This window comes from Pseudomonas sputi (assembly GCF_021603585.1).
Taxonomy (GTDB): domain Bacteria; phylum Pseudomonadota; class Gammaproteobacteria; order Pseudomonadales; family Pseudomonadaceae; genus Aquipseudomonas; species Aquipseudomonas sputi.
Window position 1 is genome coordinate 1 of the sequence record NZ_BQHI01000023.1, and the last position, 19,738, is coordinate 19,738.

Annotated in this window: 22 protein-coding genes; 13 read left to right on the forward strand and 9 right to left on the reverse strand. The window is 61.5% G+C overall.

Going from position 1 to position 19,738, the window contains the following annotated elements:
• Positions 1-99 precede the first annotated feature (99 nt).
• Together L6D81_RS23225 and L6D81_RS23230 are read right to left on the reverse strand one after the other, a co-directional pair.
• Positions 100-471, reverse strand: a complete 372-nt coding sequence (locus tag L6D81_RS23225) for a YajD family HNH nuclease (RefSeq protein WP_007944009.1) — start codon at positions 469-471, stop codon at positions 100-102.
• Positions 472-520: 49 nt separating this feature from the next.
• Positions 521-1,207 carry a spermine/spermidine synthase domain-containing protein gene (locus L6D81_RS23230; protein WP_085648590.1) on the reverse strand — a complete coding sequence of 229 codons (687 nt, stop codon included), beginning with the start codon at positions 1,205-1,207 and terminating at the stop codon, positions 521-523.
• 79 nt (positions 1,208-1,286) lie between these two features.
• On the opposite strand from L6D81_RS23230, the gene L6D81_RS23235 reads away from it, so the two are divergent.
• Positions 1,287-1,571 (forward strand): hypothetical protein, encoded by a 285-nt coding sequence (locus L6D81_RS23235; RefSeq protein WP_085700621.1) that lies wholly within the window; start codon positions 1,287-1,289, stop codon positions 1,569-1,571.
• On the opposite strand, the gene L6D81_RS23240 is transcribed toward L6D81_RS23235, so the two are convergent.
• Together L6D81_RS23240 and L6D81_RS23245 are read right to left on the reverse strand one after the other, a co-directional pair.
• Entirely contained in the window at positions 1,568-2,041 is a 474-nt protein-coding gene (locus L6D81_RS23240; protein WP_236182085.1) for a cyclic nucleotide-binding domain-containing protein, read from the reverse strand. The genes L6D81_RS23235 and L6D81_RS23240 overlap by 4 nt on opposite strands.
• Before the next feature lie 107 nt (positions 2,042-2,148).
• Positions 2,149-4,203, reverse strand: coding sequence for a S9 family peptidase (locus tag L6D81_RS23245; protein ID WP_236182086.1), 2,055 nt, complete (start codon positions 4,201-4,203; stop codon positions 2,149-2,151).
• A 99-nt stretch (positions 4,204-4,302) separates the two neighbouring features.
• Here L6D81_RS23245 and L6D81_RS23250 point away from each other — a divergent pair, with 99 nt between their 5' ends.
• The 3 genes from L6D81_RS23250 to L6D81_RS23260 are packed head-to-tail and all read left to right on the forward strand — an operon-like array spanning position 4,303 to position 6,151.
• Entirely contained in the window at positions 4,303-4,803 is a 501-nt protein-coding gene (locus tag L6D81_RS23250) for an MFS transporter (protein ID WP_236182087.1), read from the forward strand.
• A gap of 16 nt (positions 4,804-4,819) precedes the next feature.
• Entirely contained in the window at positions 4,820-5,596 is a 777-nt protein-coding gene (locus L6D81_RS23255; protein ID WP_236182088.1) for a class II glutamine amidotransferase, read from the forward strand.
• Positions 5,597-5,608: 12 nt separating this feature from the next.
• A complete protein-coding gene (locus L6D81_RS23260) occupies positions 5,609-6,151 on the forward strand; it encodes a DUF2937 family protein (RefSeq protein ID WP_007956487.1) in 543 nt (180 codons plus the stop codon).
• 133 nt (positions 6,152-6,284) lie between these two features.
• Here the strand turns inward: L6D81_RS23260 and L6D81_RS23265 are convergent, their stop codons facing one another.
• Positions 6,285-7,199: a LysR family transcriptional regulator gene (locus L6D81_RS23265; RefSeq protein ID WP_236182089.1), complete on the reverse strand. Its 915-nt coding sequence runs from the start codon at positions 7,197-7,199 to the stop codon at positions 6,285-6,287.
• A 146-nt stretch (positions 7,200-7,345) separates the two neighbouring features.
• On the opposite strand from L6D81_RS23265, the gene L6D81_RS23270 reads away from it, so the two are divergent.
• The 4 genes from L6D81_RS23270 to L6D81_RS23285 all read left to right on the forward strand — a co-directional run bounded on the left by L6D81_RS23270 (position 7,346) and on the right by L6D81_RS23285 (position 11,066).
• Entirely contained in the window at positions 7,346-8,632 is a 1,287-nt protein-coding gene (locus tag L6D81_RS23270) for an MFS transporter (RefSeq protein WP_236182090.1), read from the forward strand.
• A 66-nt stretch (positions 8,633-8,698) separates the two neighbouring features.
• A complete protein-coding gene (locus L6D81_RS23275) occupies positions 8,699-9,451 on the forward strand; it encodes a 5-oxoprolinase subunit PxpA (RefSeq protein ID WP_236182091.1) in 753 nt (250 codons plus the stop codon).
• Positions 9,448-10,152: a 5-oxoprolinase subunit B family protein gene (locus L6D81_RS23280; protein ID WP_236182092.1), complete on the forward strand. Its 705-nt coding sequence runs from the start codon at positions 9,448-9,450 to the stop codon at positions 10,150-10,152. Before L6D81_RS23275 ends, L6D81_RS23280 begins: the two co-directional genes overlap by 4 nt.
• Positions 10,149-11,066, forward strand: a complete 918-nt coding sequence (locus L6D81_RS23285) for a 5-oxoprolinase subunit C family protein (protein ID WP_236182093.1) — start codon at positions 10,149-10,151, stop codon at positions 11,064-11,066. The genes L6D81_RS23280 and L6D81_RS23285 overlap by 4 nt, the downstream gene beginning before the upstream one ends.
• A 111-nt stretch (positions 11,067-11,177) precedes the next feature.
• Here the strand turns inward: L6D81_RS23285 and L6D81_RS23290 are convergent, their stop codons facing one another.
• Together L6D81_RS23290 and L6D81_RS23295 are read right to left on the reverse strand one after the other, a co-directional pair.
• Positions 11,178-12,356: a vWA domain-containing protein gene (locus L6D81_RS23290; RefSeq protein ID WP_016771218.1), complete on the reverse strand. Its 1,179-nt coding sequence runs from the start codon at positions 12,354-12,356 to the stop codon at positions 11,178-11,180.
• Between the two features lie 12 nt (positions 12,357-12,368).
• Entirely contained in the window at positions 12,369-13,214 is an 846-nt protein-coding gene (locus tag L6D81_RS23295; protein WP_007911294.1) for an AAA family ATPase, read from the reverse strand.
• Positions 13,215-13,415: 201 nt separating this feature from the next.
• Here L6D81_RS23295 and L6D81_RS23300 point away from each other — a divergent pair, with 201 nt between their 5' ends.
• Together L6D81_RS23300 and L6D81_RS23305 are read left to right on the forward strand one after the other, a co-directional pair.
• A complete protein-coding gene (locus tag L6D81_RS23300; protein WP_236182094.1) occupies positions 13,416-13,646 on the forward strand; it encodes a DUF4160 domain-containing protein in 231 nt (76 codons plus the stop codon).
• Positions 13,634-14,134 (forward strand): DUF2442 domain-containing protein, encoded by a 501-nt coding sequence (locus L6D81_RS23305; protein ID WP_236182095.1) that lies wholly within the window; start codon positions 13,634-13,636, stop codon positions 14,132-14,134. The genes L6D81_RS23300 and L6D81_RS23305 overlap by 13 nt, the downstream gene beginning before the upstream one ends.
• Here L6D81_RS23305 and L6D81_RS23310 read toward each other — a convergent pair.
• Positions 14,131-15,207: a DUF748 domain-containing protein gene (locus L6D81_RS23310; protein ID WP_236182096.1), complete on the reverse strand. Its 1,077-nt coding sequence runs from the start codon at positions 15,205-15,207 to the stop codon at positions 14,131-14,133. The two genes, L6D81_RS23305 and L6D81_RS23310, sit on opposite strands and share 4 nt — an antisense overlap.
• 128 nt (positions 15,208-15,335) lie before the next feature.
• On the opposite strand from L6D81_RS23310, the gene cysK reads away from it, so the two are divergent.
• The 3 genes from cysK (at position 15,336) to L6D81_RS23325 (ending at position 18,709) form a co-directional block, all read left to right on the forward strand.
• On the forward strand, positions 15,336-16,310 hold the full coding sequence (gene cysK / locus L6D81_RS23315) for a cysteine synthase A (protein ID WP_085605613.1): 975 nt from the start codon (positions 15,336-15,338) through the stop codon (positions 16,308-16,310).
• 187 nt (positions 16,311-16,497) lie between these two features.
• A complete protein-coding gene (locus tag L6D81_RS23320) occupies positions 16,498-17,436 on the forward strand; it encodes an aspartyl/asparaginyl beta-hydroxylase domain-containing protein (protein WP_236182097.1) in 939 nt (312 codons plus the stop codon).
• 409 nt (positions 17,437-17,845) lie between these two features.
• A complete protein-coding gene (locus L6D81_RS23325) occupies positions 17,846-18,709 on the forward strand; it encodes a DMT family transporter (protein ID WP_236182098.1) in 864 nt (287 codons plus the stop codon).
• 57 nt (positions 18,710-18,766) lie between these two features.
• Here the strand turns inward: L6D81_RS23325 and L6D81_RS23330 are convergent, their stop codons facing one another.
• Entirely contained in the window at positions 18,767-19,675 is a 909-nt protein-coding gene (locus L6D81_RS23330; protein ID WP_236182099.1) for a DMT family transporter, read from the reverse strand.
• Positions 19,676-19,738 lie beyond the last annotated feature (63 nt).

Genomic DNA, 19,738 nt, shown 5'->3' on the forward strand with positions numbered 1-19,738 from the left:
AGATTCATGAGCGTCTCGTGGGCTCGGAGATTGGTATAAGAGACAGATTCAGGACAGATCGTTCCCACGCGGGGCGGGGGAACGATCAGAGTAGGGGGATCAGTCTTCTTTTTTCATCAGGCCGGCCAGCGCCGCAAACGGGTTGTGCGTGGCCTTGGCGATTTTCGGCGTGCTCAGCGAGCCTTCGCCGAAGTACTGCTGGTCGGTGTAGCGCGAGTGTTCGTTGTCGTGGCAGTACAGGCACAGCAGTTCCCAGTTGGAACCGTCCTGCGGGTTGTTGTCGTGGTTGTGGTCACGGTGGTGCACGGTCAGCTCGCTCAGGCGCTTGCCGGAAAACTCACGGGCGCAGCGGCCGCAAACGTGCGGGTACATTTTCAGGGCCTTGTCGCGGTAGCCCATTTCCTTGTCGCGCTGGTTGTCGGCGAGGATGCGATCCAGCTTCGAAGTGTTGGTCGGGGTGGACGAACTCATGGGTTCACCTTTGCAGAAAGACGAATGACGGTTATGGGGCCAGTTTAGCTCAGCCCTTGAGCTTCTCGGCAATCCAGATCGTATGACGGGTGCCCTTGTTGCCGTGGGCGAAGACCTGGACTTCCTCGGCCTTGAAACCGGCCTTCTTCAATTTGTCGGAAAACTGCCGATCGGCGCTGGCCGACCACACCGCCAGCACGCCTTTGGGCCGCATCGCCCTGGCGCACGCGGCCAGGCCAGCGGCGGAATACAGCCAGCTGTTGGCCTTCTGGGTCAGGCCTTCGGGGCCGTTGTCGACGTCGAGCATGATCGCGTCGAAGCCGTTCGGCTCGCTTTGCAGCACTTTGGCCACGTCTTCCTGGCGGATCACCGTGCGCGGATCGAGCAGCGGACGTCCGGACTTTTCACCGAGCGGGCCGCGATTCCACTCGACCACGCCGGGCACCAGTTCGGCGACCACCACTTCGGCGCTCTTGCCCAGATGCTTGAGCGCGGAGGCGAGAGTGAAGCCCATGCCCAGCCCGCCGATCAGCACCCGCGAGTTCGGTCGGCCGGCGACCTTGCGGCACGGAATCTCGGCCAGCGCGTCTTCGGAACCGTGCATGCGGGTGTTCATCAATTGGCCGCCGTCGCCGCCCTGAATCTTGATGACGAAGTCCTCGCCATACTCGAACAGGCACAGGGCGCCACCGTTGTCAGGGATCGGCGTGGTGTCGAGCAGAACGAAACGTTTCATGGAAATCTCTACAGGGGGGAAGGCAAGCCGGCGCGTTGGGAGTAGCCTGAAGGCAGACTTCAGGCCAACGGAGCCCTTGATGAAGCGCACCATTCTAACGGCCATTACCCTGGCCGCGCTCTCGATAACTGCTGTGCAGGCGCAACAGACGATTCCCGTCAGCCCGACACCGCAACCGGGCTCGCCCGGCACGGCGACGCCCACCCCGTATCCGCAGATCAGTCCGGTGCCGATTCCCAAGGCCGGCCCCGGCAGTGGCGGACCACCGCTGGTGCCAATCGAAATGCCCAGCCCGCCGACCAAGGATCAGCCATTGCCGGGCCTGGAACAGACCGACAGCAAACCCAAATCCCCGGGAGGCTAGATCTGCTGGGCGGCGAGCTGGCCGTCGGCCATGCGCAGGCGTTTTGACAGGGAGACGGCGAGGGCGCGGATGATCTTGGCAGCGATCTTCGGCGCGTCGTTGAGCATTTTTTCCAGCGAATCCTTGCCGAGGTTGAGCAACTGGCAGTTGCTCGCCGCCACGCAAGTCGCCGAACGGCGTTCGCCGTCGAGCACGGCCATTTCACCGAACGCTCGGCCGCTGCGCAGGGTGGCCATGGTCACGACCTGGCCGTCGACGCCGGTTTTCTGCACGGCCACCTGGCCGGTGTGGATGATGCACATGAAACTGCCGGCATCGCCTTCGCGAAAGATCGCTTCGCCTTCAGCCACGGTGCTGATGCTGAAGTAGCCCGAGGCGGCGGCAAAATCCGCCAGCTGCAATTGATCGAACAGGCCGCAGTCCATCAGCCAGTCGCGGATTTCGTTGTTCAGTAGAGTCGGTTCTGACATGTCGTGCGGTCTTTTTGTTGTGTCGGGTGGCAGGCTCGCCACCGGGGCCGATCTGCTTATCGGCTCCCGGTGCCCGGAATTAAGACCTGACTGACCGGCGGAGTTCCTCAGACGATGCCCAGAACCTTGAAAACAAATGCATATTCGAGGGCTACGTCACGTAATCCCTGATAACGCCCGCTCATCCCGCCGTGGCCGGCGCCCAGTTCGGTCTTGAGCAGTAAGGGATTGTCATCGGTCTTGGTCGCGCGCAGCTTCGCCACCCACTTGGCCGCTTCCCAATACTGCACGCGGCTGTCGTTGTAGCCGGCGATTACCAGCGTCGCAGGATAGCCCTGCGCGGTGACGTTTTCGTACGGCGCGTAGGCCTTGATCCGCTCGTAAACCGCGGGCTCTTCGGGATTGCCCCACTCGTCGTATTCGGTGACGGTCAGCGGCAGATCCGGGTCGAGCATGGTGTTGAGCACATCGACGAACGGCACTTCGGCAATGGCCACACCGAACAGATCCGGGCGCTGGTTGAGTACCGCGCCGATCAGCAGGCCACCGGCGCTGCCACCGCTGATCGCCAGTTGTGGCGCGGTGGTGATGCCGTTGAGGATCAGAAATTCGGCGCAGGCAATGAAGTCACTGAAGGTGTTGTGCTTGTGCTCCTGCTTGCCGGCGCGATACCAGGCTTCGCCCAGCTCGCCGCCGCCACGCACGTGGGCGATGGCGAACGCCATGCCGCGATCCAGCAGGCTCAGGCGGGCATGGGAGAACCACGGATCGAGGCTCGAACCGTAGGCGCCATAACCGTACAGGTACAGCGGCACGGCTTTGCCGACCATTTCCCGTTTCATCACCAGACTGATCGGCACCTGGGTGCCGTCCGGCGCGGTCGCCCACAGGCGCTGGCTGACGTAGGCGTCGGCGTCGAACGGGCCGAGCACCGGGGTTTCCTTGAGGACGGTCTGCTCGCCAGTGGCGAGGATCAGTTGCCGAACCTGAGCCGGACGATTCAGCGCTTCATAGCGCAGGCGAATGCGGTCGCTTTCGAACTCCAGGCTGTTTTGCACGTAGAGGCTGTAGGCCGCGTCCGGCAGTTGCACGCGATAAGGCGCCAGACTGCGTGGACGGACTTCGATGATCGGCAATCCGCCTTCGCGCAGGCTCAGGGTCAGGGCCTCGGCGTTGAGGGTCACGCCATCGAGCATCACCGAATCGCTGTGCGGGATCAGGTTCTGCCAGTCGGCTTCGCTCGGTGTGATGCCGGTGTCCGGCGCCTGATACAGGGCGAAGTTGATGCCGTCGCGGTTGGTGCGGATGAACCACGTCCATTCGCCGTCGAGCTTGCCGTGATCGACGTCGTACTCGTGATCCTCGACCCGTGGCGCCAGGCATGTGAACGGCAGGTGCGGCTGATGGGCGTCCAGCGCCCAGACTTCGCTGGTGGTCTTGCTGCCCAGGGACAGCAGCAACTGCTGCTCGGAGCTGGCGCGGTAGCAATGCAGGAAGAAACGCCCGTCCGGTTCGTGGAACACCTCTTCGGCAGCCGTGCCGTCGAGGCGATAGCGAAACAGTTTGTGCGGGCGATGGGTGTCGTCTAGCACGCCGAAGAACAGCGTGAGGCTGTCGTTGGCCCAGGTCATGCTGCCGTCGCAGTCCTGGAATTCCAGTTCGCTGACGCGCTCGCTGGATAATTCCTTCACGAACAGCGTGTAAATCTCGTCGCCCGAGGCATCGACGCTGTAGGCCAGACGCTGATGATCCGGGCTGATGCTGAACGCGCCGAGGGAGAAAAAGCCTCCGTTGGCCAGGGCGTTCGGGTCGAGCAGCAGCTGTTCGCGGCTTTCGTCGAGGGTCAGGCTGTCGTCGGCCGGACGCGGGCAGCGGTAGTGGCGGGCGTACTCGTCACCCGCTGTGGTGCGGGTGTAATACAGATACGGGCCCCATGGCGACGGCAGGGACAGGTCGGTTTCGAGGATCCGGCCCTTGATCTCCTCGAACAGGGTTTCACGCAGCTCTGCCTGATCGGCAGTCTGCGCTTGCTGATAGTCGTTTTCAGCCTTGAGGTAGTCGAGCACTGCGTCGGTGTCGCGTTCCTGCAGCCAGGCGTACGGGTCGTGACCGGCGGCCTTGTGGGCAATCGGGGCGCTGATGACGTTGGCGGATACGGGCATGGAAAGCTCTCGGACATGACAAATAAGGGCCGCACGGACGGCGGGGAAGCCTGACGTGCGAAAAGTCGTTACTATAAGCGCCTCTTTGCCTGCCTTGCCATGGACACCATGACCGAGAACGACTATCTGATCGCCTGGGGCCTTTACGCCTTTGCCGCCGTGGGCTGCCTGCTGGTGTGGATGCGCATGACCCGCTGGATGTGGCGCTGGCTGCGCGAGCCGCTGCGTGTATTGATGGCGGTGTTGCTGTTCAGCCCGACCATCATTGACCCGGTGAAAGAAAAATTCGCCCCGGCCATCGCCATCACCGTGCTGGATCTGGCGTTCAAGGTCGGCAACAACGCCTGGCGCGCGATTTCCGAACTGCTCATGTACGCCATGATCGCGTTCGGTCTGTATCTGATTTTTGTGCTGATCCGCCTGCCGATCGAACGCGCCTCCAAGGCCCGCCGTGAGAAGGCCGAAGCTGCCCGCGCAGCCGCCCGGGCCGAAGACGAGCGGGACGCCGAGCAACCGTTCGGCGGCGCCGGGGATGACCGCTACGGTCGCCCGCCGGTGCCGAGCAATCCGCAGCGCATGCGGGTCGAGCCGCGTCTGTAATCACGAGAGTCCGCACATGTGTGAATTACTGGGCATGAGTGCCAACGTGCCGACCGACATCGTGTTCAGCTTCACCGGGCTGATGCAGCGCGGTGGTCGCACCGGGCCACACCGCGACGGCTGGGGCATTGCCTTCTACGAAGGGCGCGGGTTGCGCCTGTTCCAGGATCCGGCGGCCAGCAGCGAATCGGAAGTGGCCAATCTGGTACAGCGCTATCCGATCAAGAGCGAAGTGGTCATCGGTCATATCCGTCAGGCCAACGTCGGCAAGGTCTGCCTGTCCAACACCCATCCGTTCGTCCGCGAACTGTGGGGGCGCAACTGGTGCTTCGCGCACAACGGCCAGCTCGCCGATTTCACCCCGATCAAGAGTTTCTACCGTCCGGTCGGCGATACCGACAGCGAAGCGGCGTTCTGCGATTTGCTCAATCGCATACGTGCAGCGTTTCCGGAACCGGTCGATATAGAAGTGCTGTTGCCGGATCTGGTCGCGGCCTGCGCCGAATATCGCAGCCAAGGCGTGTTCAACTGCCTGCTCAGCGATGGCGACTGGCTGTTCTGCTATTGCTCGACCAAACTGGCGCAGATCACCCGACGCGCACCGTTTGGCCCGGCGCGGCTCAAGGATGTCGATGTGATCGTCGATTTCCAGGCCGAAACCACGCCCAACGACGTGGTCACGGTGATTGCCACCGAACCCTTGACCGAAAACGAAACCTGGACCCGCTACGAACCGGGCCAATGGAGCCTGTGGCGACGCGGCGAATGCGTCAGCCAGGGCACGACCGAATAAGGATTTCCCCGAATGTTGCTCAGTTATCTACGGCTGGTGTTGTTTGCGGCGGGCCTGTTGATCGGTGTCCAGGTGCCGGGCTTCATCAACGATTACGCCAAGCGGGTCGAAGCGCACCTGATCGAGGCACAGACCGGCCTGCGCGGCTTCCAGGGCACCGCCGAGCAGTTCTTCAAGGGTGATATCCAGGCGCTGGTTGCCCATTACCGCGCCAGCGAAGACCCGGTGTTTCGCAGCGATGCCGACAGCCTGAGCACCTTGCTCAACCGTCAGCTGGCGCTGGACAAGCAATTCCAGGCGATGCAGGGCCCGTGGTACATCCGCTTCCTGCAAGTGGTGCTGGCCGCCGATCCGGACATCCGCAAGGAAACCTGGAACGGTTACAGCTACCAGATCCTGCTGACGCCTGAGGCGATGATCTGGGGCATGAGCGGCGCGCTGTTGCTGTCGTTCGGCCTGGAGTGCCTGTTCCGTCTGATCGACTGGGTGGTGCTGGGCGGCAAGCGCCTGCGCCAGAGCCGGCCGATCGAAGATCGGGATGTGCGCGGGCTCTGAGCTTTATGAAGATCGTTCCCACGTCGAGGCATCGAACCGTCTGCGTGGGAATGCCTCAACGGACGCTCCGCGTTCGACTCGCGAGGGACGCGGAGCGTCCCGGGCTGCATTCCCACGCAGAGCGTGGGAACGATCAAGGGGCGAGCACGATGTAATCCTTGCCCACCTTGCGCGCATATTCCTCCAGCACCTGCTGACACAGCGTCACAATCTCTTCGACCCATGCCACGCCGACCCGCCACGACACCACCACCTGCAGGTTCGGCGGGCGCTGTTCGATGTCGAGCAGAGTCAATTCCCCTCGCGCCAGTTCCTCGGCCACCAGCACCGGCGGCAACGCGCCAATGCCGAATCCGTCACGCAACAGTCGAGTGATCGCCGACACCGAATTCACACAGTTCAACCGGGGCGCCAGCACGCCCTGAGCCTGCATCAGCGCCAGAATGTCCTGATGCGGGCGGGAGTTTTTCGAGTAGGTGATGATCCGTTCCTGCGCCAGGTCGGCGAGGCTTTGGTAGTCGCGGTTGTAGATCGAATGACTGGCGACGATCCAGCCAATGGGGTGGCTGGCCAGCTCCAGGCTGCGCACGCTTTCCTGGCGCACCAGATCGGTTTGCAGGATCAGGTCGAGAAAGCCTTTTTGCAGCTGATCGCAGAGGTTCAGCGAGGTATCCGCCACCAGCTCGATTTCCACCCGTGGGTACAGATCGGTCATCTGCGCCACCAACGGGCTGAGCCAGGTGTGAATCACCGTGTCCATCACCCCGATGCGCACCCGGCCGACCTTGCTCGATCGGGTCTCGATCGACTGTTTCAGCGCCTGCATCGTGTCGAGCATCTGCTCGGCATAGTCCAGCACTTTCAAACCTTCAGGGGTCAGGCTGACGCCGCGTGAATCACGCAGGAACAGCTTCACCCCCAGCTCGCCTTCAAGCACTGCGATCCGGCTCGAGATCGAAGCCTGGGTGGTGAACAGCTTGTCGGCGGTCAGGCGAAAACTTTTCAGCCGGGCGACCCAGACGAAGGTTTCGAGAAACTTCAGGTTCATGGCAACAAATTTTTCTTATGTCTTGGGCGGGTTTTTATTCGTTGGACGCGACCGGGTGACGCACCCAAGAATCGACGCATCCGGTTCCCACGATAGGCGTCGTCGGAACTTCGAACAAGACCAATAAAAGCCTGCGGAGACATGCCATGAGTGCGCCCGACACCCTCGACCTCCCCCAGACTGCGGCCCGTCCCGGCCCGTTCGACTGGTATCGCAACATCAATCAGCAGGAGCGCCGGACCTTCTGGAGCTGCAAGATCGGCTACGGTCTGGACGGCATGGACACCCAGATGCTCAGCTTCGTGGTGCCGACCCTGATCGCGATGTGGGGCATCACCACCGGCGAAGCCGGCCTGATCCACACCAGCACCCTGATCGCGTCGGCCATCGGCGGTTGGGTGGCGGGGATCCTCTCCGACCGCATCGGCCGCGTGCGCACCCTGCAACTGACGGTGCTGTGGTTTGCCTTCTTCACGTTCCTCTGCGGTTTCGCCCAGAACTACGAGCAACTGCTGATCGCCCGCACCTTGATGGGCTTCGGTTTCGGCGGTGAATGGACCGCCGGCGCCGTGCTGATCGGTGAAGTGATCCGCGCCAAGGATCGCGGCAAAGCCGTGGGCATGGTGCAATCGGGCTGGGCGTTGGGGTGGGGGCTGACGGCGATTCTGTACGCGCTGCTGTTCTCGGTGCTGCCGCCGGAAGATGCGTGGCGCGCACTGTTCATCCTCGGCATCGTGCCGGCCGTGTTCGTGATTTTCGTCCGACGCCTGGTGAAAGACCCGGAGATCTACCGCGAAGCCAAAGCCAGACAAACCCCGGACAGCCCGTCGAAGTTCTACGAGATCTTCGCCCCCGGCATGCTCTTCACCACGATCCGCGCCTCGTTGCTGACCACCGGCGCACTCGGCGGCTATTACGCGATCACCTCCTGGCTGCCGACTTTTCTGAAGAACGAGCGCGGCTTGAGCGTACTCGGCACCGGCGGTTATCTGGCGATGGTGATCATCGGTTCCTACGCCGGTTATGTGATCAGCGCCTATTTGACCGACCTGTTGGGCCGCAAGAAAAACTTCATCCTGTTCGCCGTCGGCTCGTTCACCATCGTCCTGCTCTACACCCAATTGCCGGTCAGCAACGGCGTGATGTTGTGGCTGGGCTTCCCGCTGGGCTTCTTTGCGTCGGGGATTTTCAGTGGCATGGGCGCGTTTCTCACCGAGTTGTTCCCGACCCGGATTCGCGGCTCGGGGCAGGGCTTCTGCTACAACATCGGCCGGGCGCTGGCGGCGTTGTTCCCGCTGCTGATCGGGCTGCTCAGCCAGAAAGTGCCGCTGAGTGTAGGCATCGGGGCCTTTGCGGCAGTGTCCTACGGCGTGGTGATCCTCGCGGCATTGAGCCTGCCGGAAACCCGTGGCAAGCAACTGGACGCGCAGTAACTGATAACCTGCGGGGCACTGTCTGTCCCACGGCAAAAAAAGAAAAGAACTACAGGAGTGTTCACCGTGAGCCGCCTGCTATTGAACTGTGACATCGGCGAGAGCTTCGGCAGTTGGACCATGGGTCTGGATGCGGAAGTCATGCCCTTCATCGATTGCGCCAACATTGCCTGCGGTTTCCACGCCGGCGACCCTGGCATCATGCGCAAGACCGTCAGCCTGGCCCTGACCCACGGCGTGCAGATCGGTGCACATCCGGCCTATCAGGATCTGGTGGGATTCGGCCGACGTTCCATGGCCTACACCGCCCAGGAACTGCAAGACATCCTGCATTACCAGATCGGCGCCCTCGACGGCATTTGCCGTGCCCAAGGCGGGCGAGTCAGTTACGTCAAACCCCACGGCGCGATGTACAACGACATGATGGCCAACCCGGCGCAGTTGCGGGCGGTGATTCAGGCCGTCGCGGCTTACGACCGAAGCTTGCCGCTGATGCTGATGGCCACCCGCGATAACACGGCCGCGCAACAGCTCGGCGATGAATACGGCGTGACCCTGTGGTTCGAAGCCTTCGCCGACCGCGCCTATGACAGCGCCGGCCGACTGGTTTCGCGACAACGGCCGGGTGCGGTGCATCACGACGCCGAAACCATCATCGGGCAAGCGCTGACCATCGCCCGTGGCGACAACCTCATCGCCAGCGACGGCAGCGCGCTGCATCTGCAAGCCAACACACTGTGCGTGCACGGTGACAACGCCAGTTCGGTGGCAGCCGTGCAGCGCATTCGTCAGGCCCTGAACGAGCAGAGCGCGCCATGAATCCGCGGGTGGAAGTGGTGGCGCTGGATTGCCTGATGCTGCGCCTGTTCGATGAAATCGCCGAAGCCAACATGCCGTGGATGCTCGCCGCCAGCGAGCGACTGCGCACGGCGTTCGGCGAGCATCTGATCGACCTGGTGCCGTCCTACACCACGTTGATGGTGCATTACGACCTGACGGCATTGAGCCCGAGTCAGGCTCGGGAATTGATCGCCGACGCGCTGATCGACCTGTCGCCGAATGTGCGAACCGGTGGCCAGTGCCATGTGCTGCCGGTGTGGTACGACCTGAGTGTCGGCCCGGAACTGAGCCTGCTGTCGCAGCGCAGCGGTTTGTCGCTAGACGAAGTGATCCGCCGTCACAGCGCTCGGGAATATCAGGTGTTTGCGCTCGGATTTGCGCCAGGTTTTGCCTTTATGGGGCTGGTGGAAGACGTCCTCGCGGCACCGCGTCTGAATACCCCGCGCAAGAAAGTCGCCGCCGGCAGCGTCGGCATCGCCGAGCGACAGACAGCGGCGTATCCGGTGGTGTCTCCCGGCGGCTGGAACCTGATCGGCCGCACGTCGGCAAAACTGTTCGACCGTGAACGCGATGGCTACAGCCTCATGCAGCCCGGCGATAGTGTGCGTTTCGAAGCGGTGAGCCATGCCGAATTCATCCGTCTGGGCGGTGACGACACGCCTCTGGAGGCCTTGGCATGAGCCGACTGACGATCGAAGCGAGTACGCCGCTGTGCCTGTTGCAGGACGCCGGGCGGTTTGGCGTGCGCCATCTGGGCGTGACCCAGGGCGGCGCGGCGGACTGGCGATCGATGGCCTGGGCCAACTGGTTGCTGGGCAATGGCCTGGATCTGCCGGTGATCGAAATCACCCTCGGCGGATTTGCCGTGGCGGCTGATGAAGATTGCTTGCTGGCATTGGCTGGCGCCGATCTTGGCGCACAGATCGACGGCGAGGCGTTGGCGCCGTGGCGCAGTTTCAAGCTGCGCAAAGGTCAGACCTTGAAGTTCACCCAGCCGTTGCTGGGCGCGCGGGCCTATCTGGCGGCGCCCGGCGGTTTCAGTGCGCCGAAAGTGCTGGGCAGCAGTGCCACGGTGGTGCGTGAGGAACTCGGTGGGCTTGATGGTTTTGGTTTGCCGTTGGCCAAGGGCGCTTCGCTGAGTTATGAGGGCGAAACCCTGTTGGTGCGTGAGGTCCCGGCGGAGCACCGACCGGACCTGCGCCTCGACGCACCGCTCGATCTGGTGCTCGGTGCGCAAATCGGTCAGTTCAGCGGGCAGAGCCTTTTCGATGCCTTCAACCGTGCCTGGACGCTGGACAGTCGCGCCGATCGCATGGGTATTCGTCTGTTGGGCACGGCGTTGCAGTATCAGGGCAAACCGATGATTTCCGAGGGCATTCCGCTGGGTGCGGTGCAGGTGCCGCCGGACGGGCAGCCGATCGTGTTGCTCAATGATCGGCAGACCATTGGCGGTTATCCGCGACTGGGCGCGTTGACGCCGTTGGCGCTGGCGCGTCTGGCGCAGTGTCTGCCGGGAGCGCAGGTCAGATTGCGCCCGGTAGTGCAGGAAGTGGCACACCGGGAACACCTCGAATATCTACAGCGCTTTACTTGATCGTTCCCACGCTCTGCGTGGGAACGCCGCCCGGGACGCTCCGCGTCCCAGTGACGCAGAGTGTCACTTGATACGTTCCCAGGCATACCGTTCGACGTGGGAAAGATCCGGTTACTTGGACAGAAACCGCATCCCTTCTTCCAGCCCGCGCAACGTCAGCGGATACATCTGGTCCTCGATCAGATCCCGCACGATGTTGGTCGACGAGGTGTAGCCCCACGTATCTTTCGGGTACGGATTGATCCAGATGAGCTTCTTGTATTTCTCCATGAAGCGCTGCATCCACACGTAACCCGGCTCTTCGTTCCAGTGCTCGACGCTGCCGCCGGCCTGGGTGATTTCATAAGGCGCCATGGCGGCGTCACCGATGAAGATCACTTTGTAGTCGGCGCCGTACTTGTGCAGCAGGTCCTGGGTCGAGGTGCGCTCGGAGGTGCGGCGCATGTTGTTCTTCCACACCGACTCATAAATGAAGTTGTGGAAATAGAAGTACTCCAGATGCTTGAACTCGGTCTTGCAGGCCGAGAACAGTTCCTCGCAGATTTTCACGTGGGCGTCCATCGAACCGCCGATGTCGAACAGCAGCAACAGCTTCACCGTGTTGCGCCGTTCCGGGCGCATCTGGATGTTCAGCAGGCCGGCGTCCTTGGCGGTGTGGTCAATGGTGCCGTCGATGTCCAGCTCTTCCGCCGCGCCCTGGCGAGCGAATTTGCGCAGGCGACGCAGGGCGACCTTGATGTTGCGGGTGCCCAGTTCCACGGAATCGTCGAGGTTCTTGTACTCGCGCTGATCCCAGACTTTCACCGCTTTGCCCTGGCGCTTGCCGGCATCGCCGACCCGGATGCCTTCCGGGTTGAAACCGCCGGAGCCGAACGGGCTGGTGCCGCCGGTGCCGATCCACTTGTTGCCGCCGGCGTGGCGTTCCTTCTGTTCTTCCAGACGCTTCTTGAATTCTTCGATCAGCTTGTCCAGGCCGCCGAGGGACTGGATCTGCGCGCGCTCCTCGTCGCTCAGCGAACGCTCGAATTCCTTGCGCAGCCAGTCTTCGGGAATCAGCGCCTGCAAGTGATCGTCGAGCTTTTCCAGGCCGTTGAAGTAGGCACCGAACGCACGGTCGAACTTGTCGAAATGCCGTTCGTCCTTCACCAGAATCGCCCGGGACAAGTAGTAGAACTCGTCCATGTCGGCGAAGGTCACGCGCTGTTTCAGCGCGTTGATCAGGTCGAGCAGTTCGCGCACCGAGACCGGCACCTTGGCTGCACGCATTTCATTGAACAGGTTGAGCAACATGGCATCAGCCTCTTAGCGGGTGCCGCGACGGCTCATGAACGCCAGACGTTCCAGCAGTTGCACGTCCTGTTCGTTCTTCACCAAGGCGCCGGCCAGCGGCGGGATGGCCTTGGTCGGATCGCGTTCGCGCAGCACGGCTTCGCCGATGTTGTCGGCCATCAGCAGTTTCAGCCAATCCACCAGCTCCGAGGTCGAGGGCTTCTTCTTCAGGCCCGGCACTTTGCGCACGTCGAAGAACACGTCCAGCGCTTCGCTGACCAGGTCCTTCTTGATGTCCGGGTAGTGCACGTCGACGATCTTCTGCAGGGTGGTGCGGTCGGGGAAGGCGATGTAGTGGAAGAAGCAGCGGCGCAGGAAGGCGTCCGGCAGCTCTTTCTCGTTGTTGGAGGTAATGATGATGATCGGACGCTTCTTGGCCTTGATGGTCTCGTCGATCTCGTAAACGTAGAACTCCATCTTGTCGAGTTCTTGCAGCAGGTCGTTGGGGAACTCGATGTCGGCCTTGTCGATTTCGTCGATCAGCAGGATGACCCGTTCTTCGGACTCGAACGCTTCCCAGAGCTTGCCCTTCTTCAGGTAGTTGCGCACATCGTGGACTTTTTCATTGCCCAGTTGCGAGTCGCGCAGGCGGCTGACCGCGTCGTACTCGTACAGGCCCTGATGGGCCTTGGTGGTGGACTTGATGTGCCAGGTGATCAGTTTGGCGCCGAACGATTCGGCCAGTTGCTCGGCGAGCATGGTCTTGCCGGTGCCCGGTTCGCCCTTGACCAGCAGCGGCCGCTCCAGGGTGATGGCGGCGTTGACCGCCAGCTTCAGGTCATCGGTGGCGACGTAGGCCTGGGTGCCTTCGAACTTCATCTGCTAATCCTCGAACGGTAACGCCGACCTGAACGGGCAGGGCGGGGGCGAAATAATCGGATGCCCGACTATAACGCGCCCCCCGGTCGACTGTGAACGCAGACGGCTTATTCAGTCTCTGAATGGGGCGTCACATGTTGACTCAGTTTCGGCACGAGGCCAGTATTCCAGGTATCGCCGATTTGGCGATAGCCTTCGGGCATGACTACCAAATACCGATTTCGCGAAAAATACCGCATTCAGTTGCGCGAGACGGATCACCCGCCACCCCATGTTCACCTGACCGGTGGTGGAGTGGATGTGATGCTGAGCCTGGAAACCGTCGAGGTCATGATGGGCAAGGCACCGCCGCTGATTGTAAAGGAAGCGTTGGCGTGGGTTTCGGCCCATCAGACGCAATGGCTGGAGGACTGGAAACGATGTTACCCATGAAGCGGCCTAGATTGGCGGCGGTGCAGGCTATTGGCGATGCTTGTCTGTCGCTGACCTTTATTGACGGCCAACGGCTGAACCTGGATTTGAGCCGCGATCTGCAAACCTATCCGGGGCTCGCTCCGCTACTGCACGCTGAAGTGTTCGCAAGCGCTGAGTTGGGTGACGACGGCTGGAGCGTGGAGTGGCTGGAACCAGATATCCAGATTGGTGCCGATACCTTGTACCGGGACGCGCTCGCGCAAAATGCGCCCGACGAAAACACACGGATTTTCATGGATTGGCGCGCTCGCACCGGTCTACCGTTGAATGAGGCGGCCGAAGCGTTGGGTGTTAGCGCCCGCAGCATCAGTCGCTACAGTAATGGTCGGGAAGCGGTGCCGCGATCATTGGCCCTGGCCTGTCTGGGTTGGGATTCGTTGCAGGAGAAGCCTGCACTGATCGCGGCAGAGGATACCGGGCGCTACATCGTCAACCGTAAAACTTAGCCCGCATCCGGCTTCGGCCGTTCATACCGGGCATTGAAAGCCTGAATGAATCCGTTGCGCAAAATCTGCAAAAACGCTTCGAACGCGTTGATATCTTGCTGGTGCACGCTGCCGCTGAGTTCGACTCGGGTGGCGAACTGGTTCTTGCCCTGGTTTTTCAGCACGGTTTCCGTGCCGCCGACCAGTGCTTCCCAGATCGAGCGGAAGATCCCCTTGTTCTTGTTCTCGACATCCTGCTGCCAGTTGAACACGTCGACGTCGCGCAGCAGCGGTTTGATGTAACCCTTGAGCTGGCCCTTGTCGGCGGCGGCTTCGATGACCACGTCGCCGTGGCCGGCGTTGAAGTCGAATTTGCCGTAGGCCGAGGCGAAGTCGTTCATGCGCTTGAGTTCGATGTCGCGGGCCCGCAGGCGAAATTCGAAGTCTTCGAAATTGCTCAGCGGGTCGAAGGTGGCTGTGGTTTCCAGCGGGGCATGGCCCAGCAACAGGGCCTTGCCTTCGAAGCGAGCGTCGCGTTTGCCTTCCTTGTCGACCACGTTGGTCAAGTTGTAGATGCTGGCGTCGACGTTGGTTGCATTCATGTTTACCGGTGGTTTGGAGTTGAAGTTGCGAAAGTTGATGCGCCCATCGCTGATCTGCACTTCGTCGAGTGTGATGGGCAACAGTTTGCCCAGTTGCTCACGCCAGTCAGTGCCCTGACCGGTCTGGGAGTTCTGCTTGTTGGCGCCGCCGTCGACGAAGTTCACCTGAGGTTTAAAGAATTTCACCTGCGCCACGACAGCATGGTCATACCAAAGCGAGTGCCAACTGACAGACAGGTCGATAACCGGCGCATCGACGAATGGCACCGGCACCTTGCCGTCGGCCTTGACGATTTTCAGGCCATTGATCTTGTAGGCGCCGCGCCAGAGCGCCAGGTCGACGTCGGTGATCTGGCCGCGGTAGTCGCCCATGTTGGCCAGCTTGTCATTCAAGTAGTCACGCACGAGGTAGGGCAGGGCGATGTGCAGGGCGACCAGCAGCACAACGACGGCGGCGAAAGTCCACAACGGCCAACGGTAGCGACGCTTCATGGCAGCAAATTCCAAACGGTATAAAGCGATTGACTGCCGCCTGCCGCAGACGTTCGGCCCGACTGGACTGACAAGGGCAACAGGCTTACCTTGGAGCGCTGAATTCAACGCTGCACAAGGACCCAGCCATGAGCCGTATTTTTGCTGACAACGCGCACTCCATCGGCAACACGCCGCTGGTGCAGATCAACCGCATTGCGCCCCGTGGCGTGACCATTCTGGCCAAGATCGAAGGTCGCAACCCGGGCTACTCGGTCAAGTGCCGGATCGGCGCCAACATGATCTGGGACGCCGAAAGCAGCGGCAAACTCAAGCCGGGCATGACCATCGTCGAGCCGACCTCCGGCAATACCGGCATCGGTCTGGCCTTCGTGGCGGCCGCACGCGGCTACAAGTTGCTGCTGACCATGCCGGCCTCGATGAGTATCGAGCGGCGCAAGGTGCTCAAGGCGCTGGGCGCCGAGCTGGTACTGACCGAGCCAGCCAAAGGCATGAAAGGCGCTATCGAAAAGGCCAACGAAATCGTGGCCAGTGACGCGGGCAAATATTTCATGCCGGCTCAGTTCGATAATCCCGCCAACCCGGCCATTCATGAAAAGACCACCGGTCCGGAGATCTGGAATGACACCGATGGCGCCATCGATGTGCTGGTGGCGGGCGTCGGCACCGGCGGAACCATCACCGGCGTGTCGCGGTATATCAAGAATACGGCAGGCAAACCGATTCTGTCGGTGGCAGTGGAGCCTGTGTCTTCGCCGGTGATCACCCAGGCGCTGGCCGGCGAAGAGATCAAGCCGAGCCCGCACAAGATTCAGGGCATCGGTGCTGGTTTCGTGCCGAAAAACCTTGATCTGTCGATGGTTGACCGGGTCGAGTTGGTGACGGATGACGAGTCCAAGGCCATGGCCCTGCGCCTGATGCAGGAGGAAGGGATCCTGTGCGGTATTTCCTGCGGCGCGGCCATGTCGGTCGCGGTGCGTCTGGCGGAGACCCCGGAAATGCAGGGCAAGACCATCGTGGTGGTGCTGCCGGATTCCGGTGAGCGTTATCTGTCGAGCATGTTGTTCAGCGATTTGTTCACCGATCAGGAAAACCAGCAGTAAATGGCGCGTTGATTCAGGTCAGCCAGGGTTCAGGATCGTTATGTTAATAAGTGCTTTGTTGCGCAATTCTTAACACTGAATCTTGGGTCGGGCGGGTTTTTCCCGGAGCCGGTAGTGTTTATCATGGCCGGCCGCCATCTCGGGCAAATGACATGGCGTGGCGTTGTCTTATTTCAAGGAGTTGTTGATGACCTTTTCGTTAGCCGCCAAGGTGTCGGTGTTGCTGCTGTTCGTGGGCAGCATCCTCTACGTGCATTTGCGCGGCAAGGCGCGTTTGCCGGTGTTGCGGCAGTTCGTCAACCACTCGGCGCTGTTCGCCCCGTATAACGCCTTGATGTACCTGTTCTCGGGCGTGCCGTCCAAACCGTATCTGGATCGCAGCAAGTTTCCGGAGCTGGACGTGCTGCGCGATAACTGGGAAACCATTCGAGACGAAGCCATGCATCTGTTCGACGAGGGTTATATTCGCGCCGCCGAGAAGAACAACGACGCCGGTTTCGGCTCGTTCTTCAAGAAAGGCTGGAAGCGTTTCTACCTCAAGTGGTACGACAAACCGCTGCCATCGGCCGAAACCCTGTGCCCGAAAACCGTGGCGCTGGTCAGTGCCATCCCCAACGTCAAAGGCGCGATGTTCGCGCTGTTGCCGGGCGGCAGCCATTTGAACCCGCATCGCGATCCGTTCGCCGGCTCCCTGCGCTATCACCTGGGCCTGTCGACGCCCAACTCCGACGAGTGCCGGATCTTCGTCGACGGCCAGGTCTACGCCTGGCGCGACGGTGAAGACGTGATGTTCGACGAGACCTACGTGCACTGGGTCAAGAACGAAACCGAACAGACCCGCGTCATCCTGTTCTGCGACATCGAGCGGCCGCTGAGCAACCGTCTCATGACCCGCATCAACCGCTTCATCAGCGCCTGGCTGGGCCGTGCCACTGCGCCGCAGAACCTGGACGACGAGCGTGTCGGCGGAATCAACCAGGCTTACGCCTGGAGCAAGACCTTCAGCGACAAGTTCAGCGGGGCGGTCAAACAGTGGAAGCGCCGCCATCCAAAGGCCTACCGTGTGATGCGGCCGGTGCTGGCGGTGGCGGTGTTGACGCTGCTGGGGTATTGGCTGTTTGGTTGAGGCCGCGAAGTACACAAGAACCGCTCGTTTGAGCGGTTTTTTTGGGGTCTCTTTCCAATTCATTGCAATCCATGTCCCGCGCTGGTTATAGTCGGCGCTCCCGAGTCGCACGACTCACTGTCCACCCCTTCAGAAAAGATCAGCCCAGATGCCTGCATCCCTCATCAACGCGGTAGTCGATTCAGCGGTCAACGCTGGCGTCGTGCCGTGCGGGAATCAGCAGCCTGTGCAGATCAGTCATTACCCTCCACCTGTCAGTAGCACGCCGGTGTGCGCAGTCGTATCACCGCCGGGCGTTGGTGTTTCGGGCTGATCAGCGTTTTCTGCTGACCCCTGTGCCCGCCTGAAAAAACCTACTGAATTTCAGCTTCGGCTGAGTTGGCTATTTGCCTGACGACAGGTGGTATTCATGTTTGTCCTTTCGAAAAAATCCGCGCTCGCGGCGGCGTCCACGAGCCTGTTCGTCCTGCTGTGGAGCAGCGGGGCGATCTTCTCCAAGTGGGGGCTGGCCCACGCTTCACCCTTTGCCTTTCTGCTGATCCGTTTTGGCATTGCTCTGTGTGGGCTGGTGCTGCTGGTGCCGTTGCTCAAGTTGAGGTTGCCCAAGGGCGGCAAGCCGATGTTGTACGCGATGGCCACCGGCGTGGTGCTGTTGGGGGCTTATCAGATCTTCTATCTGCTGGCGTTGGACCTGAAGGTCACCCCTGGCGTGATGGCCACCATCATGGGCGTGCAGCCGATACTCACGGTGGTGATCATGGAACGGCAGCGCTCGGCGAGCCGGATCTTCGGTCTGGCGCTGGGGCTGGCGGGCCTGATCATGGTGGTTTACCAGGGTATCGGCCTGGCCGGGATGTCGCTCGCGGGGATGCTGTTCGGTCTGCTGGCGCTGGCGAGCATGACCTTCGGCTCGATCATGCAAAAGCGCATCACCGACAATCCCCTCGGCACACTGCCGGTGCAATACCTGGCCGGTCTGCTGCTGTGCGGGATCTTCGTGCCGTTCCAGCCGTTTCACTTCGAGCACAGCGCCGGTTTCATCGTGCCGGTGTTGTGGATGGGACTGGTGGTTTCCGTGCTGGCGACGTTGCTGCTGTATCGACTGATCGCTCGGGGCAATCTGGTGAATGTCACCAGCCTGTTCTATCTGGTGCCAGCCGTGACGGCGGTGATGGACTATCTGATCTTCGGCAATCGCCTGGCCGCATTGAGCGTACTGGGGATGCTGTTGATCATCGTCGGTCTGGTGTTCGTGTTCCGTAAATCGGCCTAAAAGCCGCGCATGAAAAAGGCCCGGGAGGTAACTCCCGGGCCTTCGTGCATCTGCAAATCAGCGAGTGGCGATTTCTGCCGGTTTCACCGCCGCCGGTTTCAACACCAGCCACAGCGCAATGGCAATCAACACCCCGCCATACACATGGGCCATCGACAGCGGCTCATCGAGAAACAGCGCCCCCCACAACACGCCGAACGGCGGAATCATGAAGGTCACGGTCATCGATTTCACCGGCCCGATGGAACTCAGCAGGCGGAAGTAAATAATGTAGGCAAACGCGGTGCAACCCAGACCCAGGCCCAGCAACGACAGCCAGACATTCCAGCCGCCCCAGCTCACCGGCGGCGCAGTGATGACGCTGTAACCGAACAGCGGCAACAGAAATACGGTCGCACCGAGCATGCTGCCCAGCGCCGACAGACGGCTGTCGAGCCCGCCGGCCTGATCCAGCCAGCGTCGGGCGAGAAACCCGGCGAAGCCGTAGCAGGTGGTTGCGAGCAGGCAGGCAACGGCGCCCATCAGCAGGTGCAGATCGAACGCGACCGGGCCGGCGCGGGTCAGCACGCCCACCCCGAGCAGGCCGAGGAACACCCCGGCGAGTTTGGCCAGCGTGAGTTTTTCACTGAAGAACAAGCCACCGATCAACACACCCATCAGCGGAGTGGTGGCATTGAAGATTGCCGAATACCCGGCGGGCAGCACCTGGGCGGCGACCGAATACAACGTCGCCGGCACGCCGGAGTTGATCACGCCGAGCAGCATCACGGTCTTGAGCTTGCCTTTGAAATCCCAGCTGATGCGCATCAGCCCGAGAATCACCAACAGGCCGACGGCGGCAATCGAAACCCGGAAGAATCCGGTCGGAATCGTACCGATCGCGGGAGCGATGATGCGCATGAACAAGAAGCTCGCGCCCCAGATGGCAGCCAGCGACAACATGCGGAAAATATCGACAGGGCTCACGGGCCACTCCTTCCTTGATCGGGACGAGAGTGTTGCCGAGGGCCCCGGCGATGGCAACCGCTA

Coding starts and splice junctions, on each gene's coding strand:
- L6D81_RS23225 (WP_007944009.1), bottom strand. CDS start 471: ATGAGTTCGTCCACCCCGACCAACACTTCGAAGCTGGATCGCATCCTC.
- L6D81_RS23230 (WP_085648590.1), bottom strand. CDS start 1,207: ATGAAACGTTTCGTTCTGCTCGACACCACGCCGATCCCTGACAACGGT.
- L6D81_RS23235 (WP_085700621.1), top strand. CDS start 1,287: ATGAAGCGCACCATTCTAACGGCCATTACCCTGGCCGCGCTCTCGATA.
- L6D81_RS23240 (WP_236182085.1), bottom strand. CDS start 2,041: ATGTCAGAACCGACTCTACTGAACAACGAAATCCGCGACTGGCTGATG.
- L6D81_RS23245 (WP_236182086.1), bottom strand. CDS start 4,203: ATGCCCGTATCCGCCAACGTCATCAGCGCCCCGATTGCCCACAAGGCC.
- L6D81_RS23250 (WP_236182087.1), top strand. CDS start 4,303: ATGGACACCATGACCGAGAACGACTATCTGATCGCCTGGGGCCTTTAC.
- L6D81_RS23255 (WP_236182088.1), top strand. CDS start 4,820: ATGTGTGAATTACTGGGCATGAGTGCCAACGTGCCGACCGACATCGTG.
- L6D81_RS23260 (WP_007956487.1), top strand. CDS start 5,609: ATGTTGCTCAGTTATCTACGGCTGGTGTTGTTTGCGGCGGGCCTGTTG.
- L6D81_RS23265 (WP_236182089.1), bottom strand. CDS start 7,199: ATGAACCTGAAGTTTCTCGAAACCTTCGTCTGGGTCGCCCGGCTGAAA.
- L6D81_RS23270 (WP_236182090.1), top strand. CDS start 7,346: ATGAGTGCGCCCGACACCCTCGACCTCCCCCAGACTGCGGCCCGTCCC.
- L6D81_RS23280 (WP_236182092.1), top strand. CDS start 9,448: ATGAATCCGCGGGTGGAAGTGGTGGCGCTGGATTGCCTGATGCTGCGC.
- L6D81_RS23285 (WP_236182093.1), top strand. CDS start 10,149: ATGAGCCGACTGACGATCGAAGCGAGTACGCCGCTGTGCCTGTTGCAG.
- L6D81_RS23290 (WP_016771218.1), bottom strand. CDS start 12,356: ATGTTGCTCAACCTGTTCAATGAAATGCGTGCAGCCAAGGTGCCGGTC.
- L6D81_RS23295 (WP_007911294.1), bottom strand. CDS start 13,214: ATGAAGTTCGAAGGCACCCAGGCCTACGTCGCCACCGATGACCTGAAG.
- L6D81_RS23300 (WP_236182094.1), top strand. CDS start 13,416: ATGACTACCAAATACCGATTTCGCGAAAAATACCGCATTCAGTTGCGC.
- L6D81_RS23305 (WP_236182095.1), top strand. CDS start 13,634: ATGTTACCCATGAAGCGGCCTAGATTGGCGGCGGTGCAGGCTATTGGC.
- L6D81_RS23310 (WP_236182096.1), bottom strand. CDS start 15,207: ATGAAGCGTCGCTACCGTTGGCCGTTGTGGACTTTCGCCGCCGTCGTT.
- cysK (WP_085605613.1), top strand. CDS start 15,336: ATGAGCCGTATTTTTGCTGACAACGCGCACTCCATCGGCAACACGCCG.
- L6D81_RS23320 (WP_236182097.1), top strand. CDS start 16,498: ATGACCTTTTCGTTAGCCGCCAAGGTGTCGGTGTTGCTGCTGTTCGTG.
- L6D81_RS23325 (WP_236182098.1), top strand. CDS start 17,846: ATGTTTGTCCTTTCGAAAAAATCCGCGCTCGCGGCGGCGTCCACGAGC.